We start from the raw sequence: 17815 nt of genomic DNA, 5'->3' as shown, positions 1-17815 counted from the left end.
CATTCGGCCCGCGCTCGCGCCATCTACATGAGATGATCAAGTGCAAGCTTCGGATAGGCGATGGTGTTAATCAGTTCGACCCGCTGCATCAGCATGCCTTGCGGCATGATCCCGTAACGGCCGGTCATGGTGCCTTTGGTGTGACCGAGGATGAAGCCGAATTGCTCGTCGAGATGGCCGGCCCGACGCAGCGCATCCGTCGCACCATGCCTGAAGCTATAGAGCGATAGACCACGCCCATCCTTCAGGCCAAGGCGCGTGAGGTAGCGGCCGAACTCGCGCGAGAATTCGGCTATCATTTGACCACGGCTGTTTCGCTTGGCTTCGGGAAAGAGGCGCTGTTGTCCAGCCTTCTCCATACCGTCGCGATACGTGATGAATCCGAGCTTTATGAGTTCAGGGTGCACCGGCAGGACGCGCATGCTGCCGGCCGTCTTCACGCTCTTTTCACCGTCCCCCTCGGTCGTAACGTGCATGATCCAGTGGCCATGTTCCTGCCGCACGTCGGAAACGGCGAGTTGCGCAATCTCTGCCGGACGCGCGCCGGAGAAGAGCATGACCAGCGGAACCCAATAGCGATGATCCCGAATGCGCACATTCCCCGGCTTCGCAACGTTCCGCCACTCATCGCCGCTCTGGCATCCAACGAACATCGGCGACTTGAACAACGTGTTCATTTGGTCGACCGTGAACGGACGCGTGCTGACCTTCCTTTCTTTGGCGAGTGCCATTCCGGCAGTAGGGTTCTGGTCCAGGTAGCCGTGATTGACCAGCCAATTGCAGAACGCGCCGAGACTGGCGAGGTAGCGATTGACGGTGCGCGGCGTGAGAACAGGCTTCCCGACCTTCTCGTTGTGGCGCACGATCTGAGTGATCTTCATGCCGACGAAGTCCTTCGTCTCGGTAGCCTTCACCGGGTAGCGCGCCAAAAGCGCCTTCCACTCTCGCACGGCCTTCTTGTCGATCCGGCGCGCCGGACAGGTGCTGCCGACATGGTCAACGAAAGTGCCCACGTCCCGACGAGCCTGAGCGATGGTATCGGTGGCGATGCCCCTCGGGTTCTCAGCGGCGTAAGTCTCAAACAACTCCATTATCGTCTCACCGGGCTTGGCGCGCTCGCGCGACGTGCCGGTCGCCGGCTTCACGATCGGGTCTCTGGGTGTGCCGCCATAATCGCCTCGGTCGCGCTCAAGGGTGCGTTCCAAGGCCTCGATTTCGGCGCGCATCATGCGATGGGTGAGATCGCCGCGATCCGGAGACAAGGGGTCGATCATGAGTTTGTGCTGGTCGAGGTAGGCGTCAACTTCATGAGCGATCAGCGCCGTCTCCCCTTCCACAATGTGCTTGCGCAACGCATCCAGTTTCGCCCGCCGCTGATGGGCCAGAAACTCGCGCTGGCGACTTAAGACCGCTACCTCAATGCTCGCGTCCAAAAATGCCAGTGGGTTGCGATCATCGATGTTCTCCCGCTGCATACGCTTGATAGCTTCTTCGGTCGCGGCGTCGATATCGTCCGTAGATGGCATCTGCCTCCGGGACTGGTCGTCGCGATCCAACGTCCTCGTGTAGTGCTGCCACGTCGCTTCTGCTTTGTCGTCGGGCGTCAGGAGACGACGCGATCGGAGATCGTCGAATCTACGCGTCCAAGCTTCCACCACCGGCCACATGAGCCGCTTGGCTTCGTGCTCATCCTTAGTTCCAAGAGCCTTCACCAACTCCCTCCGGCCAACGACGTCGATGAGATCAAGGGGCACGCGCATGCGCGCGTAGTAGCTCGCGCCGCGACGCAGAAGGTAGCTAAGACGTGCCATGACTGCCCCACTTGGAAGGTCCGTGTGTTACAGTCGTGTGTTACACATTCATGGCAGAAAGGTCAATTTCTAGAGACATTTATGCCATTCCAGTGCGTTAGGAAGAGTTGGATTTTGTTCCAGGCGCCCCAGCCAAGCGCTGTTTGATTATGAAGTTCACGCCGGACGGCCCGATAGAGGGTCAGGCCTGCCTGTCCATGGCTTCGGACCCCGGGAATCGTCCGAGCGGTTCCGCAAGGCCCGGAGGCGGCTGGCCCTGAGCCGGCATCCGGTCGGGCACCGGCGGGTGCGGATCACTACAAAAACGCCTAACGGCAGGAATGCATCGGCAAACCCTGGCGGGTGCCGATGTTCGCCCTGGCGCGGCCGTCTCCGTCAGCGCTGGCGGTCCCCGACGATGCGGCCATCCTCGAGTGTGAGGATGCGGTCGGCCAGGTCGAGGATGCGATTGTCGTGTGTGACCATGACTGTGGTCGTGCCTCGGACCTGTCCCAGACGCTTGAGCAGATCGACCACGTTGGCGCCGCTTTCGCGGTCGAGCGCGGCCGTCGGCTCGTCGGCCAGCACGACGTCCGGATTGCCGACCAGGGCGCGGGCGACCGCCACGCGCTGCTTCTGCCCTCCCGACAGGTTCGCCGGCAGGTAGTCCATTCGGTCCGACAGGCCCAGAAGACCGAGCGCATGAGTGGCCGCGCGCCCAGCCACCGCCTTGTCGACGCGCCCCTTGACCTGCAGGCCCATCAGGACGTTCTGCATGGCGGTCAGGCTCTCGTGCAGGTTGTGCGCCTGGAAGATGAAGCCGAGCCGGCGGCGCAGCGCCGTGCTCAGCGCGGGAGGCGCCCCGTGAAGTTCGTGTCCGAGAAGGACGACCGATCCGGCCTGCACCTCGCGCAGGCAGCCGAGCAGCGTCAGCAGCGTCGTCTTGCCAGACCCGGACGGCCCGACGAGCACGGTCAGGCTGCCGCGTGCGATGGACAGGGAGACGTCGAACAGCGCCTGCTTGCGCGCCTCGCCGACGCCGAACCAGTGGTTCAGCTCACTGGTCCACAGGGGAGCATCATCCGGCGCCATGGTCAGAACAGGTCCGCCGGATCGGCGCCGGCCAGCCGGCGCGTGGCAATGGCGCCGGAGACCATGGAGAAGACCAGCGTCCCGGCGAACACGGCAATGATCATGGCTGGCGTCATGGCCAGCGGCAGGGTGGTCAGCTTGCCCATCAGGGTCAGCATCCCGGTCGCCACGATGGCACCGGGAATGAAACCGAACAGTCCCAGGATCAGTGCTTCCTCGAGCACGATGCCGAGGAAGAAGCCCTGGCCGTAGCCCATGGCCTTGAACGTGGCGTATTCGCGCATGTGGTCGGCCACGTCGGTCGACAGCACCTGATAGACGATGACGATCCCCACCAGCACGCCGATGATGACGCCGAAGCCGAAGATGACGCCCGTCGGCCGCCGGGTCTGCTGATAGGAGAGATCATCCTGCGCGGCCTGGGCGAAGCTGCGGATGCGCAGCGTCTTGTCCGAGATCAGGTCCCGCAGTTCGAGGCTGACCTTCTCGGGGTCCGCCCCGGGGCGCAATTGCAGGAGGATGTGGTCGGGCGCGGCCGACTGCCGGGCCGGAAACAGCGCCAGGAACGTCTGGTCGGACACCATCATGTAGCCGTCGCCGCCAAAGCCGCCACCGCCCGCGAAGGTGTCGTAGAGCGTGAGCGTCTTGCCGGAGGTCTCGAACGACAGGGGCGACTGCGGCCGAATGCCCGCCGCCTCCTCCCGCGGCAGGCCGCGCGACAGCCGGTCGAGCAGGCCCGCCATCTGCACCTGCAGGGGGCCGATCCTGGCGGCGATGTCCGGCGACAGGAAACCGGGCTGAGCCGGGTCGATGCCGAAAGTGGTCAGGCCAACCGTGGTGGCCGCGCGCTGCCAGTTCACGTTGGCCAGGAAGAGCCCCATGCCCGCCGTCACGTCGGGGCGGGCCATGGCCTGCAGCATCCACTGGCGCGCCACGTTGCCGCCATCGGACAAGGCGTTGGAGTCGCTGGCGGAGATCATGATGTCGGCCTGCAGGAAGCTGTAGGGCCTCAGCGTCGCCGTCGCCATCGAGTTCATGATGCCCAACTGGACGAAGACGAGAACGTTGGCGAACGCCACGCCCGCAAGCGCGGCAGCGAAGCGGGTACGACTGTGGGTCAGTTGCAGCCAGCCGATCGGCAGCCGCCCGAACAGGATCTCCAGCAGGCGGCTCATCGTGCCGTCCGGGTGTCGATGCGGGCGATGACCTCGAGGTTCGTGAACGCCGCCGCGGCGCGAGACGATTCCGCGTCCAGCGCCACCATCACCCTCACAACGCGGGCATCGGTGTTCGCCGCGGTGTCGTCGGCCAAAAGCCCCTGCCGGCCGACCGTCAGCCCGACGGACTGGACCTTGCCCTGGAACGTTCGCCCGAGCGCGATGGCGGCCAGTTCCACCGGCTGGCCCGGAGCCACATGCGAAATCCGGTCCTGCCAGATCTCTGCCTCGGCCATCATGGCCGACGTGTCGCCGATCTGCATGATGCCGTCGGCCGGAGGGCGGGTGCCGGGGGTCACGGCGATATCCAGCACCGTTCCGGCGATCGGCGCCCGAACCACGGCGCGGCTCCGATCGCTCCGCACGCGGTCGAGGTCGGCGCGGGCGGCGTCCAGGTTGCGCTGGGCGACCACGACGTCGGGCTGTTCCTCGAGCGCGACCGTGGTGAAGCGCGCCAGCGTCGCCTCGGCTTTCGCGACGGCCGCCTGCGCCTGCCGCTCCGCAGCGACCGCCGCGTCCAGCGTCGATTGGGTCGCGATGGCGCGCTGGAACAGTTCCTCTGTCCGCTGTCGCTGCGCCGCCGCTTCGCCCCCGGCCGAGCGCACCTGATCGAGCGTCGCCAGGGCCTCGTCGCGGCTGCTCTGCACGGTGGCGCGGGTCTGCAACAGCGCCGCCTCCCGCACCGCCAGATTGGCCTCGGCCAGGAGGACGGCGCTTTCCAGGAAGTCCCGGTTGTCGAGCCAGGCCAGTTCGGCCCCTTTTTCGACCCGGTCTCCCTCGGCCACGAGGATTTCGGCCACCCGGGCATCCCCCGCACCGTAGGGCGCCGCCACGGGAGAAATGTCGCCGCGCGGCATCAGGCGGGCCAGACCGAGCACGTCGGTCGAGCGCATGGTCTCGGCCATGTCCTTCGGCAGTTCGATCTCCGGCGGCAGGGCGATGGGGCTTTCGCTGCCGGCTCCCGGGGTCAGACCGGTGAACGTGTAGAAGACACGCAGCGCCGGCGGCTGGAAATACATGCCGATCACCGCGCCTGTGAACATGAAGACCGGGATCAGGAAGACGAGAAGATAGCGCTTGCGAAACCATCTCCGGGTCAGGGCGGCACCTTTTTCCGGCACCTCGACAATGAGCGGAAGTCCGGGGTCGGGCGGGCGGGTCATGCCAGGGCTCTTTCGCGGCGTTCGCGCGCCAGCCGACCGGATGTGGTCCAAGCGGAGCGACTTTGAAAATGAGTAGCACCCAGCGGCTGGCGCCGACATGATCCTGATCATGAACCGGCGGGCGACTGTCACGATCTCGCCAACGCAGAGCAGGCCTCCGGAAGACGCCAGTCCGGACCCGCGGCAGAGTCCGTTCCCGCTGCCTCTTCGGTCGCGCTTTCCGGCGAGCCGCTTGCGCAAGAACGTCGCAAGGCCAACGGCCCAGCAAGCATGCCAAGGCCATCAGTCAAGACCTATGGGCCGTTCGCGGTAAGCCAGCAAGCGCAACGCGTTCGCCACCACGAGCAGCGTCGAGCCTTCGTGGAATACCACCGCCGCCCCGAGTTGCAGACCGAGCAGCGTCGCCGGAACCAGCACAGCGACCATGCCGAGGCTGATCCACAGGTTCTGCCTGATGATCCGGCTGGTGCTGCGGCTGAGGCCGATGACGAAAGGGAGCCGGGCCAGATCATCGCCCATCAGCGCCACGTCGGCTGTCTCCAGTGCGACGTCCGAGCCGGCCGCCCCCATGGCGATGCCGACCGTCGCGTTGGCCATGGCGGGCGCATCGTTCACGCCGTCTCCGACCATCGCGACTTCCTGCTCTGACCGCAGTCGAATGATGGCGGCGACCTTGTCTTCGGGCATCAGATCGCCGAAGGCCTCATCCAGCCCGACTTCCTTGGCGACGGTCCCGGCAACGCGCCGATTGTCTCCCGACATCATGACCATGCGGCTTATGCCAAGCGTGCGCAGGTGTGCGATGACCCCAGCGGCGGCGGCGCGCGGGGTATCCATCAGGCCGAGCACGCCGAGATAATCGTCGCCGCGGCGCACAGCCATCGTGGTCCGGCCCCGCTGTTCGAGGTCCTCGACAACCGCCTGGATTGTAGAGGGCAAAGCGGGTCCGTCGACTTCGGCAAACAGCGCCGCCTTGCCGACGAGGACTGGCTGCCCGCCGATCTCGGCCGACAGGCCCCTGCCGATGATGTTCATGAGGTTCTCGGCAGGGGGGACCGGGAGGCCGTCACCGAGCCGGGCCCGGCCGTCGCGGACCACGGCCGCAGCCAGAGGATGGTCGCTGAGCTGTTCGACCGCGACGACGACCGCGAGCAGGTCGCGCGCCGCGACGCCGGATGCGGGCATGACGTCCGTGAGCCGCGGCTTGCCTTCGGTCAGGGTGCCCGTCTTGTCGAAGGCGATCGTGCGGATCGCGCCGAGGTTTTCGAGCGGCCCTCCACCCTTCACCAGGACGCCGCCGCGCGCGGCCCGCGCCACGCCGGACAGCACGGCGCTCGGGGTCGATATCGCCAGCGCGCAGGGACTGGCGGCGACCAGCACTGCCATCGCGCGGTAGAAACTGTCGCCGAACGGCTCGTCGATCACCAGGAAGGCGAAGAGCAACAGGGCGACACTCGCCAGAACCACGGGCACGAAGATGCGCTCGAAGCGGTCGGTGAAGCGCTGCGTCGGCGATTTCTGCGCTTCCGCTTCACCGACCATGCGCACCAGTCGCGCCAGCGTGCTGTCGGCAGCGATCCGGGTGACCCGCGCCTGCAGCGCGCCGCTTCCGTTGATCGTGCCGGCGTAGACGCGGTTCTCGGCTGCAAGCCTTTCTGGCCTCGAAGCCGCTGCGTCGACATCGTCAACAGCCTGCTTGTCGACCGGGACGCTTTCCCCGGTGATCGCGGCCTGATCGACGCTGCTCGCGCCGAGGCTGATGAACCCGTCCGCGGGAATGCGCGTGTTCGGCCTGACGACGATGGTGTCGCCGACGGCAAGGTCCACGACCGCGATCTCGATCACCTCGCCGTCGCGGAGCACCTCCGCCGTCGGTGGGGCAAGTTCCCCGAGGGCCGCGATGGCGCGCCTGGCGCGACCCATTGCGTAGTGTTCGAGCGCATGTCCGATGCTGAACAGGAACAGCAGGAGGGCGCCTTCCGCCCATTTGTCGAGCGCCGCAGCTCCGGCGGCGGCGACCAGCATCAACACATCGATTTCGAGCCGGCCGAGACGAAGCGTGTCGATCGCTTCGCGCAGCAGGTAGTAGCCCCCGAACCCATAGGCAGCGACATAGAGCGCGAGTTCGACCCATGCGGGGACGGCGGGCGCGAAGGAGAGCATGAAGCCGATGGCGAGCAGCACGCCGGCAATGGCCGCGAAGATCAGCTCGATGTTTTCGCCGAGCATGCCGCCATGTTCGTGTTGGTGTTCTTCTGCAACGTGGCCCTGCAGAGCGGCCGCCCTGGCCGATGGCTCGCGCACGTCGACGCTCATGTCGTCCAGAACCTGGCGCAGCGCCCCTTCCGAGGTCAGCGTGCGATCGAACTCGATGCGCACGGGGCCGGCCACGGTGGCGACCGCTTCCAGGACCCCGCTCGTCCGCTGCAGCAATTCGCTGACTGTCCGGGCGCGCCGCTCGTTGCTCAGACCGCCCGTCTGCCAGAGGATATGGCCGAAGCGTTCCGTTATCCGGGCGCCGGCGCCTTCCGCGATCTCCCGGATGCGCCCGAGGCTGAGCACTTCAGGCCGATAGTGAATGCAGAGCCTGGCCTGGTCGTCGCCGACAACGGGAAGCACATGGACCTGATCGATCCCGTCCCGGCCCGCCAGTTCACCCACGAGGCGCCCGACGCAGGCGTCGGCCTCGTGGGGCACGTCAGGCAGAAGGACCTTGAGATCCAGACGAAGACGACTTGCTTCAGTGGTCGGCATGAGCGTCGAGGCTTTCATGTGAACGATATGGCGACGACGTCGCGCGCCATGGACGAGCCAGGCGCCCGTTCCGGCGATCGCCGCTGACCGCGATCGTCACGTCGAGAAATCGGGAGGATGGATTATCCGGGGACAAAACACGCGGGGATGCCTGAGGGCGAGGTCATGCCTTCCTGCCTATCGTCCCTTCCAGTTCCAGCGCCGCAGCGACCGTGTTCGATATCGTGCCATATCTGCGGACATTCTTGTGCAGGAGGTCGAGGCGCTGGTCGGTCTCGTCGGTATCGAACACGAGTTCGTAGGTGATCGAGAGCATTTTCGGCGGGCTGTCCTGGCGTTCCCCATGGAGGCGCACCTCGACCCCGCGCAAATCGAACTTCAGCGTCGGCGTCACGCGCTCGATACCCTTGATCATGCAGGCGGCAACCGCCGCCAGCAGCAGTTCGGCGGGATTGAAGGCGTCCAGCCTTCCGGCCACGTCGGTATCGAGAACGATGCGGGCTTCTTTCGTGGTCGCTTCGGATCCGTGGCTGTCGATCCTTCTGGCGCTGACCTGATACTGCGCCATCACTCCCACTCCATCTGCTGGTAGGCGGTCTGGGCGTTGCGCCCGGCAAGAGCCTCGAACTGCTCGAGATGGGCAAAGTCAGACTGATCGACCCTGGGCGCCGCCAGGATATCGCCGCCCGCTTCGATCAGGGCGCCGATCCGTTCACGCAGATTCAGGAGGTAGGCGTAGGTATCCGCGCGGGCGCGCTCCATCGTCGTGGCGCGGCCGTGCCCCGGCACGACATGGACCGCTCCGGTCGCCTCGATGGCCTCGAAAGCCGCGGGCCATTCGGCGATCGAGCTCTGATCGCCCACGCCGAGGATGCGTTCGACATAGACGATGTCACCGGCAAAGACCGTTGCCTTTTCCGGGACCCAGACAAAACTGTCGCCGGGCGTATGCGCGGCGCCGGGATGGACGATCTCCAGCGTCAGGTCGCCGAGGTCGAGCGTATGCCTGTCTGCAAAGGTGACGTCGGCGTAACCGGGTTCGGTGCCGTCGAGCGCGTCGCCGATCAGTTGCGAGAGCGCCGTCATTTGCATCGAGCCACGGGCCTGCTGATCCTCCACGGCCGCCTCGGAAGCGATGACGATCGCGCCGTGCGCCTGCCAGTAGCCGTTGCCGAGCCAGCGGTGGTCCTGTCCACCGGTGTTGACGACGTAGAGGACCGGCTGGTCGGTGACGGTACGAATGGCCTCGTGCAGCGCTTCGGCGCCCTTCCACGACCCGCCCGGATCGATCAGCACCGCGCCCTGCTCGGTCTCCAGGAGGCCGAAGGTCGCGTTGTTGGCAAGGTTGGTGGCGCTGCGCTGCTCCTTCTCGCCCACGATGGCCCAGACGCCGTCGGTTACCGGCTGGATGTCGAGGGTCCCTGCCGCAGCAAGGACGGGAAGAAGCGCGAGGACAGCAGCAAGAAGGGCACGGTTCATGCCGATAGCCAGCCTTCCAGCCTGGTGGCGTCTGGAAGGCCCCCAGCATGCACGAGCCTGCCGTCGACCGAGATGCCGGGCGTCGACATGACACCCGCCATCGCGATGGACCTCGCGTCGGTGATCTTCTCGACGCCGACCTCGATACCAAGCTTCGCCGCAGCATTCTTCACCATGGCTTCGGTGGTCTCGCAGCGCTTGCAGCCGGGGCCGTAGACCTTGACGATCTTCATCTCGGTATCTCCTTCAGAGAATCGCGTTGAACAGGAAGCCGGTGGCGAGGATCCCGGCCGAGACGACCGCGACGAAGATCGCGATCAGGCGAAGCTTCAGCACCTGCTTGAGGATGATCATTTCCGGCAGGCTGAGCGCGATCACCGACATCATGAAGGCGAGCGTCGTTCCGAGCGCGGCCCCCTTGCCAAGCAGCGCCTCGACGATCGGGATCACGCCGGCAGCGTTGGTGTACATCGGAATCCCGACGACCACCGCGGCCGGAACCGACCACCAGGCGTCGCCGCCCATGATCCGAAGCATGACCGTCTCGGGCACGTAGCCGTGGATCGCGGCGCCGATGCCGATGCCGACGAGAACCCAGATCCAGACCTTGCCGACGATCTCGCGCACCTGCTCCAGCCCGACCCTCACCCGGTCCGCGAGGGTGAGGCGCTCTTCCGGAAGCTCGGCCGTCGGGCCGGCGTTCAGCTCGCGCACCCAGTCCTGCAGGAAACGCTCGAGATTCATACGTCCGAGAATCCAGCCGGCGATGGTGGCGATCGTGAAGCCGAAGACCAGATAGAGGGTCGCGACCTCCCAGCCCACGAGGCCATAGAGCAGCCCGAGGCCGACCGGCCCGACCATGGGTCCCGCGATCAGGAAGGAGAAGGTGACGCCGAGCGGGATGCCGGCCGACACGAAACCGATGAACAGGGGCACCGACGAGCAGGAGCAGAATGGCGTGAGCACGCCAAGCAGCGCCGCCAGGGGATAGCCCCAGATCTCTCGCCTGCCCGCCAGGATGGCGCGCGTCTTTTCGGGGCTGAACCAGCTGCGCAGCACGCCGGTGACGAACACGATCCCGGTCAGCAGCAACAGCACCTTCGGCACGTCGTAGACAAAGAAGGCGATGGCCTCCCCCGTGTGGCTGTCCCGCGCCACCGGCACGAGCGACGTCACCCACTCGGATAACGGGATCAGCTGGCCGTAAACGATCCACCAGACCACCGCCGCCACGGGAACGCCCGCCAGCCAGACCCAGTCCAGCGTCCCGCGCCCATGAGGCGCGACATCAATCCCGATGGTCATGCGGCTATCCTTTCCTGCCCTCGTTCGGCGGCGAGGACCGCGGCGACCACGGCAGCGAGTTCAGGCGCGAGGTTCGGATCCCGACGGTATCGCACCCATTGCGCATCGCGCCGGTCGAGCACGATACCAGCCTCGCGCAGCACCTTCATGTGCCGAGACATCCGGCTCTGGCTCGCGCCGAGACGAGCCATCAGTTCGCACACGCAATGCTCGCCTCCGTCCCACAGAAGGGCCAGCGCGGAACGGCGCGTCGGATCGGAGAGGGCGTCCAGGACCGCTTGCATGGAGACATATCTATGCGCCTCGGAGCATATGCGGCTTGATCCATGTCAACGAGAGTGGCCTTGGGCGGAGAACGAGCAACGACATGGGCGCAGCGTTCGAGCAGGCGAACAGCCTGCACACCGCCAGTGCGGCGGCCGGAGTGCCCTGGCCTCGCTGACGGTCCGGACTTTGGACGAACGACGCTGCGACATAGCGGTGCGCTGCCGCTAGCGGCGCCCCGGCAAGCGACGCGGTTGCAGCCGGTGCCGCCGCCAGGCGCGCTGCACGGCGCGGGAATCCGGAAACGGCGGCGGTTTCGCTAGAGGAGAAGCTTGCGGCCGCAGCGGCGGTGGGTGTCTTCGAGCAGGCCGGTCAGCCAGCACTCCAGATCGTCGCCGGGCGGCCTCCCGTCGAGGGAACCGAGGGCGTTTTCCAGCGTGAGTTCGACCAGGCGGTCGGCCGGGCCGGGCGTTTCCATGAGCAGAAGGGCAGTGAGGCGCAGCCGGGGGAGGACCGCGAGGACATTCGTGGGCGAATCATCTCCGCGCGCGCCGTCGTCGGCAGGAAAGAGGGCGTCGAACACCGCGTCGACGTCGACCGGCTTGGAGAGACGCCCGGCGTGCCGGAAACGTTCGGGGATGGCGATGTCGCCCCGGCCGCTGAAGAAGACGAAGGGAATCTTCCGCCGCGCCAGTTCATCGGCGACCGGAAAGACCTTCTGGCCGTTGAGATCGATGTCGAGCACGGCGGCCTCCGCGAAATCGACCTGGCGGCCCGCAGCCTCGACGTTCGAGACGGGGCCGAGCACATGCGCGCCCATCTTCGCAAAGTAGCGGCTCAGGTCCTGCGCGATGAGATATTCATCCTCGACGATGAGCACGCGGCGCCCGCGGACACCCGTCACCGCTTCCTCCCGGTCCCGCCGAGACCATCGAGGACGACGGACCGCAGGGCACGGGCATCGAGGGCCGCCTGCAGCCGGCGGGCGGCCGCCACGAGCCTGTCGGGGGTGGCCTCACCCGTCGCGAGCGACGCACGGAGGGCCGACACCGACGGGTCGTCGAGATCGAATATCCCGGGACGTGTGTGGAACCTGGTTGGCTTGCGCATCGGGTCAAACGCTCCGGTTGCGAAATCGTTCCCCTCTCCCGGCTGGATGTTCTGGTCTTGCGATTCCGATTTTCGAATTCGGGCCGGATCGTAAGACGCACTCGCGGGTTGTGGTGCAAGCGAGCGAGGACACGTGGCCAGCAAAATCCAGAAATTTCCGATCGTCGGGATCGGCGCATCGGCCGGCGACATTCCGGCGATGGAAGCCTTCTTCAAGGGCGTGCCGGGCGGCTGCGGACTGGCGTTCGTGGTGGTCACGCATCTCAGCCCCGAGCGCGAGAGCCTGCTGCACGAGGTGGTTGCCCGCTTCACCGACCTGAAGGTGGTGATTGCCGCGGACGAAATGGCGGTGGAGCCGGGCACCGTCTACGTGATGCCTCACAACGCCATTCTCGGCATCGAGCACGGGCGGCTGACGCTGCGGCGGCCGGACGCGGCGGCGCGCGAGCGCAAACCGATCGACATCTTCTTTGCTTCTCTCGCCAAGGATCAGGGCGAGTATGCGGCGGGCGTCGTGCTGTCGGGCGGCGACAGCGACGGGACGCTCGGCGTCAAGGCGATCAAGGAGCATGGCGGGCTGACGCTGGCCCAGGTCCAGGATGGCGCGGGACCGCGCAACCCGGACATGCCGAAGAGCGCGATCGCCAGCGGCCTGATCGATCTTGCCCTGCCGGCCGAGGAGATGGGCCCCAAGCTGATCGAGTTCGCTCGCGGCTTCGAAAAGCTCGGATCGCTGGAGGAGCGCCTGGACAAGGATGCCGCAGAGGCCCGCGCGGCGCAGGCGGAGATCTATCGCCTGCTGCGCAGCCAGACGGGACATGATTTCTCGGGCTACAAGACCAAGACCTTCCACCGGCGGGTCCGCCGCCGGATGCAGCTTCTGCAGATCGACACGATCGGAACCTATGTCGAGCGGCTGCGCGCCGACCCCGACGAGACGATGGCGCTGTTTCGCGACCTGCTGATCAACGTCACCAACTTCTTTCGCGACGCGGAGGCGTTCCGGTCGCTGGAGGAGACGGTGATTCCCTCGATCCTGGAGGGCCGCGGCGCCTCGGATTCGGTGCGCGTGTGGGTGCCGGGATGCGCGACCGGGGAGGAGGTCTTTTCCATCGCCATCCTGATCCGCGAGCGCATGAGCCGGATGACGGTCGCGCCGCGCGTCCAGATCTTCGCAACCGACATCGACGACGCGGCGCTGGCCGTCGCGCGAACCGCACGCTACCCCGGGCCGCTCCTGGAAAGCGTATCGCAGGCGCGCAAGGACCGCTTCTTCACGAGCGACGGCGCGAGCTACGTGGTTTCGAAGGAGGTGCGCGAACTGTGCATCTTCTCGCCGCACAGCGTCATCCGCGACCCGCCCTTCTCGCACATGGACCTCATCTCGTGCCGGAACCTCCTGATCTATCTCGGCCAGGAGATCCAGAGCCGGATCATCCCCACCTTCCATTACGCGATGAAGCCCGGCGGCTTTCTCTTTCTCGGGACGTCGGAAAGCATCAGCCAGCATGGCGACCTGTTCGCCACGGTCGAGAAGAAGCACCGGATCTTTCAGGCGCGGCATCATTCGGCCGGGCGCGCCCCGCGCCTGCCCCCCCTGATCGCGAGCGGGCTTCAGGGCGGCAACGAGGCGCTGCAGCAGGCCGGTGTCCGCCGCCCCCCCGGCTACCCGCTGCGCCACGCCGTGGAGGCGCAGGTGCTGGAGCATTTCGCGCCGGCGCATGTCGTGGTCAATGGCTACGGGGAGGTGGAGTACTACTCGGCCCGCACAGGGCGATATCTGGAGGCGGCGCAAGGCGCGCCGACCCGGCATCTGCTGACGATGGCCCGCCGCGGGCTTCGGCTGGACCTGCGATCGGCGCTGCGCGAGGCGATGGAAACGCAGCTGTCTGTGACGCGCGGCGACATCTTCGTGGAGGACGAGGGCGACCGGCTGCAGGAGCTGAGGCTGACGGTGGAACCGCTTGCGGACCGGGACCAGCCCGAGCCGCTCTACATCGTCCTGTTCGAGCCCCAGGGTTCGGCGCAGACGCGCGCGGAGCGGAGCCGGGAAAGCGCGATCGCGGCGACCACGGACCTCGAACGCGAACTGCGCGACACGCGCGAGCGCCTGCAGTCGACGGTGGAGGAATACGAGACGGCCCTCGAGGAGCTGAAGGCGTCGAACGAGGAACTCGTCTCGGTCAATGAGGAATCGCAATCCACCAACGAGGAGCTGGAGGCTTCCAAGGAAGAGCTGCAATCGCTCAACGAGGAGCTGAGCACGATCAATGCCGAACTGAGCGGCAAGATCGAGGAGCTGGACCGCGCCAACAACGACCTGAAGAACCTGTTCGAGAGCACCGAGATCGCGACCGTGTTCCTGGATCGACACCTGGTGATCCGCAACTTCACGCCGGCAGCATCGACGTTCTTCAACCTGAGGGCGATCGACGTCGGGCGCCCCCTCACCGACCTGGCGACGCGGCTCGACTACCCCGCGCTGAAGGCCCACATCGTGGGCGTCTTCAAGTCGGGGGAGCGGCTCGAGCACCAGATCGCCCGGGACGCCGACGGCAGGCACTATCTCGTGCGGCTCATTCCCTATCGCAACGGCGACCAGGGCATCGAGGGCGTGGTGGTGACCTTCGTCGACGTCACCAGCCTGGCGGAAGCCGAGGAACACCAGCGCACGCTGATCTCGGAGCTGAACCACCGGGTCAAGAACATGCTGACGGTGGTGATGAGCATCGCCAACCAGACGCTGACGCGTGCGCCGACGCTGGAGAGCTTCCGCAGCGCCTATATCGGGCGGCTGCAGGCCATGGGCCGCGCCTACAGCCTGCTGTCGCGCGAGAACTGGACGGAGGTCTCGATCCTGGAACTGACGCGCGAGGAGACAGCGCCTTTCGGTGCCGAGCGCATCAAACTTTCCGGCCCGGACATCCGGCTGGCGCCGCACCAGGGCCTCTCGGTGGGCATGGTGGTGCACGAACTGGCCACCAACGCCGTGAAATACGGCGCGCTCTCGAAACCGGGCGGGCGCGTCACCTTCGCGTGGTGCTGCAGCGACGACCGGGTCTGCGCCACTTGGAGGGAGCACGACGGTCCGCCGGTGACGCCGCCGGAAGGAAGCGGTTTCGGACTGTCGCTGCTGAAGGGCGAGATCGGCTACCGGCTGGGCGGCGAGGTCGAAACGCTGTTCCACCAGACGGGGCTGGAGGTGCGCTTTTCGTTTCCGCTGAAGATGGCGGCCGTTGCCGAAGGGGACGATGCCGATGGTGGTTAAGAAGCGCGTCCTCATCGTGGAAGACGAGTGGTTCATCGCCGACGACCTGGCGCGGCTGCTCGCCGACGCCGGCTACGAGGTTCTCGGTCCCGCACCGAGGGTCGACGTGGCGATCGCGCTCATCGACGCGGGCGACGTCGACGCCGGGCTGCTCGACGTCTCGCTGCGGGACGACACGAGCCTTCCGGTCGCCGAGCGGCTGCGCGCCGACGGCGTGCCCTTCGCGTTCCTGACGGCCTACGCGGAGATCAGCCTGCCGGGCGGCTTCGAGGACGTGGCGCTGATCGGCAAACCGGCCGCGCCGGCCGAACTGCTGGAGGTCCTGTCGCGGCTCGTCGCGAAGGACTGATATCGTCGCCCCGGCCGGCTGCCCCTGGCAGAGCGCACCCCGTGCGCCGGCCCCGCGTCGCGCGCGCGACGCATCGCGGCCGGAGGCGTGCATGTCTGCAGGAACATTTCGAGGCAAGGCCAGTTCGCAGGTCGCAAACCTGACCTGAAGGGACCAGTCAATGTTTCATCACTCCTCGAAGCTTCAATATGAAGTGCGCTGCGACACGCCGAACCCGCTCTTCGCCAAGATGCTGCAGCAGGCCATCGGCGGCGTGGAAGGCGAGATCCGCGTCGCCATGCAGTATTTCTTCCAGGCCATGGGCGCCCGCGGCGACGCCAAGTACCGCGACCTGCTGATGATGACGGCAACCGAAGAGCTCTCGCACATCGAGTTCCTCGGCCATGCCGTGGCGCTGAACCTGGAGAAGGCCCCGGTCTCGATGCAGGAGGAGGCGGCGAAGGATCCGATCGTCAACGCCATTCTGGGCGGGATGAATCCGCGCCACATCCTGTCGTCCGGCCTGTCGGCCATGCCGGTGAACGCCAACGGCGTGCCCTTCGACATGAGCCACATCTACGCGACCGGCAACCTGGCCGCCGACATGATGGCGAACGCCATGGCGGAAGGCTCGGGCCGCGTGCTCGCGTCGCGGCTCTACACCATGACCGACGATGCCGGCATGAAGGACATGCTGTCCTTCCTGATCGCGCGCGACACCATGCACCAGCAGCAGTGGCTGGCCGTCATCGAGGAGCTCGGCGGGCTCGCGGCCTCGCTGCCGATCCCGAACTCGACGCCGGAGAGCCACGAGGCGCTGGAGCACTCGTACTACTTCCTGAACACCTCGCTCGACAAGCCGGCGCCGCAGGGCCGCTGGAGCTCCGGGCCGTCGCTCGACGGGCGCGCGGAATTCTCGGTCAAGGAGAAGCCGGAACCGCTGGGCCAGGTGCCTTCGCTGGGCAAGGCGCGTCCGGATTCGGCGGCGCAGAAGGAGCAGATGTAGGGCACAGTGCGTAGGGAGTAGGGAGTAGTGAGTGGGGATAGGATCCCTGCGATCCGGTGCAGGAAGGCGCATCGCCTTCCGCATCGTCCCGCATTTCGCCACCGCCGCGGCCTGCGATCCGGTGCAGGAGCGGCCGCAGGCCGCTGCCCGCTCTCTCGACCGGCCTCCCCCTCTCCGTCCCGGGCTGCGCCCGGGCCACCTCTCCCCCATGGTCATGGGGGCGAGGACGGGCGCTGCGGCGGGGCGCTCCCCCAACCTTCGTCATCCCGGGCGGAGCCGGAGCGAAGCGGAGGCGCAGACCCGGGATCCATGCCTCGCCGTCGAGGCCTGCGATCCGGTGCAGGAGGGGCCGCAGGCCGCTGCCCGCTCTTTCGACCGGCCTCCCCCTCTCCGTCCCGGGCTGCGCCCGGGCCACCTCTCCCCATGGTCATGGGGGCGAGGACGGGCGCTGCGGCGGGGCTTCCGCGACGGGTCGTCGTCGCGGGCGGAGCCGGAGCGAAGCGGAGGCGCAGACCCGGGATCCATGCCTCGCCGTCGAAGCCTGCGATCCGGTGCAGGAGGGTCCGCAGGCCGCTGCCCGCTCTCTCGACCGGCCTCCCCCTCTCCGTCCCGGGCTTCGCCCGAGCCACCTCTCCCCCATGGTCATGGGGGCGAGGACGGGCGCTGCGGCGGGGCGCCCCCGCACCCTTCGTCATCCCGGAACGACGTCCGAGCGCAGCGAAGGACGACGTATCCGGGATCCATTCCTCGGCGGATGCGGTCGGGCGGGACCATGGAGAAGGAGCCCGGGGGTGAAGCTTGCCGCCGAGCTCCCCCTCACCGTCCCGGGCTGCGCCCGGGCCACCTCTCCCCCATGGTCATGGGGCGAGGACGGGCGCTGCGGTGGGGCGGGCGTCCTTCGAGGCTCGGCTTCGCCGAGCACCTCAGGATTGTCTGTCGTCGATGTGCTTAACTGTCGGGGAAGCTGGTTCGCCAGCGCCCGTCTGGCCAGACGGGCGCTGGCGCCGGCGGGCTCCCGTCTCAGGTTCGGATTTTCGTC

The 17815-nt window shown here is 66.9% G+C and carries 16 protein-coding genes; 4 read left to right on the top strand and 12 right to left on the bottom strand.

Annotated elements, in window-relative coordinates; translation table 11 throughout:
* Positions 1–23: 23 nt before the first annotated feature.
* From N1F91_RS19350 to N1F91_RS19330, 5 genes are all read right to left on the bottom strand, one after another.
* Positions 24–1811, bottom strand: coding sequence for a DUF6538 domain-containing protein (locus N1F91_RS19350; protein ID WP_289994720.1), 1788 nt, complete (start codon positions 1809–1811; stop codon positions 24–26).
* A gap of 375 nt (positions 1812–2186) precedes the next feature.
* Positions 2187–2882, bottom strand: a complete 696-nt coding sequence (locus N1F91_RS19345) for an ATP-binding cassette domain-containing protein (RefSeq protein ID WP_289994718.1) — start codon at positions 2880–2882, stop codon at positions 2187–2189.
* A gap of 2 nt (positions 2883–2884) precedes the next feature.
* Positions 2885–4057, bottom strand: a complete 1173-nt coding sequence (locus tag N1F91_RS19340; RefSeq protein ID WP_289994717.1) for an FtsX-like permease family protein — start codon at positions 4055–4057, stop codon at positions 2885–2887.
* Positions 4054–5262: an HlyD family efflux transporter periplasmic adaptor subunit gene (locus N1F91_RS19335; protein ID WP_289994716.1), complete on the bottom strand. Its 1209-nt coding sequence runs from the start codon at positions 5260–5262 to the stop codon at positions 4054–4056. Before N1F91_RS19335 ends, N1F91_RS19340 begins: the two co-directional genes overlap by 4 nt.
* Before the next feature lie 282 nt (positions 5263–5544).
* Positions 5545–7881: a heavy metal translocating P-type ATPase gene (locus N1F91_RS19330; RefSeq protein ID WP_289994714.1), complete on the bottom strand. Its 2337-nt coding sequence runs from the start codon at positions 7879–7881 to the stop codon at positions 5545–5547.
* On the opposite strand from N1F91_RS19330, the gene N1F91_RS19325 reads away from it, so the two are divergent.
* On the top strand, positions 7882–8103 hold the full coding sequence (locus tag N1F91_RS19325) for a hypothetical protein (RefSeq protein ID WP_289994712.1): 222 nt from the start codon (positions 7882–7884) through the stop codon (positions 8101–8103). It begins immediately after the preceding gene.
* Between the two features lie 76 nt (positions 8104–8179).
* On the opposite strand, the gene N1F91_RS19320 is transcribed toward N1F91_RS19325, so the two are convergent.
* The 7 genes from N1F91_RS19320 to N1F91_RS19290 all read right to left on the bottom strand — a co-directional run bounded on the left by N1F91_RS19320 (position 8180) and on the right by N1F91_RS19290 (position 12174).
* The gene (locus N1F91_RS19320) at positions 8180–8584 is read right to left on the bottom strand and encodes an OsmC family protein (protein ID WP_289994711.1); all 405 of its coding nucleotides are present in this window, start codon (positions 8582–8584) and stop codon (positions 8180–8182) included.
* On the bottom strand, positions 8584–9495 hold the full coding sequence (locus N1F91_RS19315; protein WP_289994710.1) for an MBL fold metallo-hydrolase: 912 nt from the start codon (positions 9493–9495) through the stop codon (positions 8584–8586). The genes N1F91_RS19320 and N1F91_RS19315 overlap by 1 nt, the downstream gene beginning before the upstream one ends.
* Entirely contained in the window at positions 9492–9728 is a 237-nt protein-coding gene (locus N1F91_RS19310; RefSeq protein WP_289994707.1) for a thioredoxin family protein, read from the bottom strand. Before N1F91_RS19310 ends, N1F91_RS19315 begins: the two co-directional genes overlap by 4 nt.
* A gap of 13 nt (positions 9729–9741) precedes the next feature.
* On the bottom strand, positions 9742–10800 hold the full coding sequence (locus N1F91_RS19305) for a permease (protein WP_289994705.1): 1059 nt from the start codon (positions 10798–10800) through the stop codon (positions 9742–9744).
* Positions 10797–11084, bottom strand: coding sequence for a metalloregulator ArsR/SmtB family transcription factor (locus N1F91_RS19300; RefSeq protein ID WP_289994702.1), 288 nt, complete (start codon positions 11082–11084; stop codon positions 10797–10799). Before N1F91_RS19300 ends, N1F91_RS19305 begins: the two co-directional genes overlap by 4 nt.
* Before the next feature lie 299 nt (positions 11085–11383).
* The gene (locus tag N1F91_RS19295) at positions 11384–11968 is read right to left on the bottom strand and encodes a response regulator (protein ID WP_289994700.1); all 585 of its coding nucleotides are present in this window, start codon (positions 11966–11968) and stop codon (positions 11384–11386) included.
* On the bottom strand, positions 11965–12174 hold the full coding sequence (locus N1F91_RS19290) for a hypothetical protein (protein ID WP_289994698.1): 210 nt from the start codon (positions 12172–12174) through the stop codon (positions 11965–11967). Before N1F91_RS19290 ends, N1F91_RS19295 begins: the two co-directional genes overlap by 4 nt.
* 133 nt (positions 12175–12307) lie before the next feature.
* Here N1F91_RS19290 and N1F91_RS19285 point away from each other — a divergent pair, with 133 nt between their 5' ends.
* From N1F91_RS19285 to N1F91_RS19275, 3 genes are all read left to right on the top strand, one after another.
* A complete protein-coding gene (locus N1F91_RS19285) occupies positions 12308–15442 on the top strand; it encodes a CheR family methyltransferase (RefSeq protein WP_289994697.1) in 3135 nt (1044 codons plus the stop codon).
* Positions 15426–15791 carry a response regulator gene (locus N1F91_RS19280; protein ID WP_289994696.1) on the top strand — a complete coding sequence of 122 codons (366 nt, stop codon included), beginning with the start codon at positions 15426–15428 and terminating at the stop codon, positions 15789–15791. Before N1F91_RS19285 ends, N1F91_RS19280 begins: the two co-directional genes overlap by 17 nt.
* A 160-nt stretch (positions 15792–15951) precedes the next feature.
* On the top strand, positions 15952–16776 hold the full coding sequence (locus N1F91_RS19275; protein WP_289994694.1) for a manganese catalase family protein: 825 nt from the start codon (positions 15952–15954) through the stop codon (positions 16774–16776).
* Positions 16777–17815: the final 1039 nt, after the last annotated feature.

The organism is Aquibium sp. ELW1220, assembly GCF_030398385.1.
Lineage (GTDB): Bacteria > Pseudomonadota > Alphaproteobacteria > Rhizobiales > Rhizobiaceae > Aquibium.
Note: the sequence above shows the minus strand (reverse complement) of the source record. Positions and strands in the feature narration are given on the sequence as shown.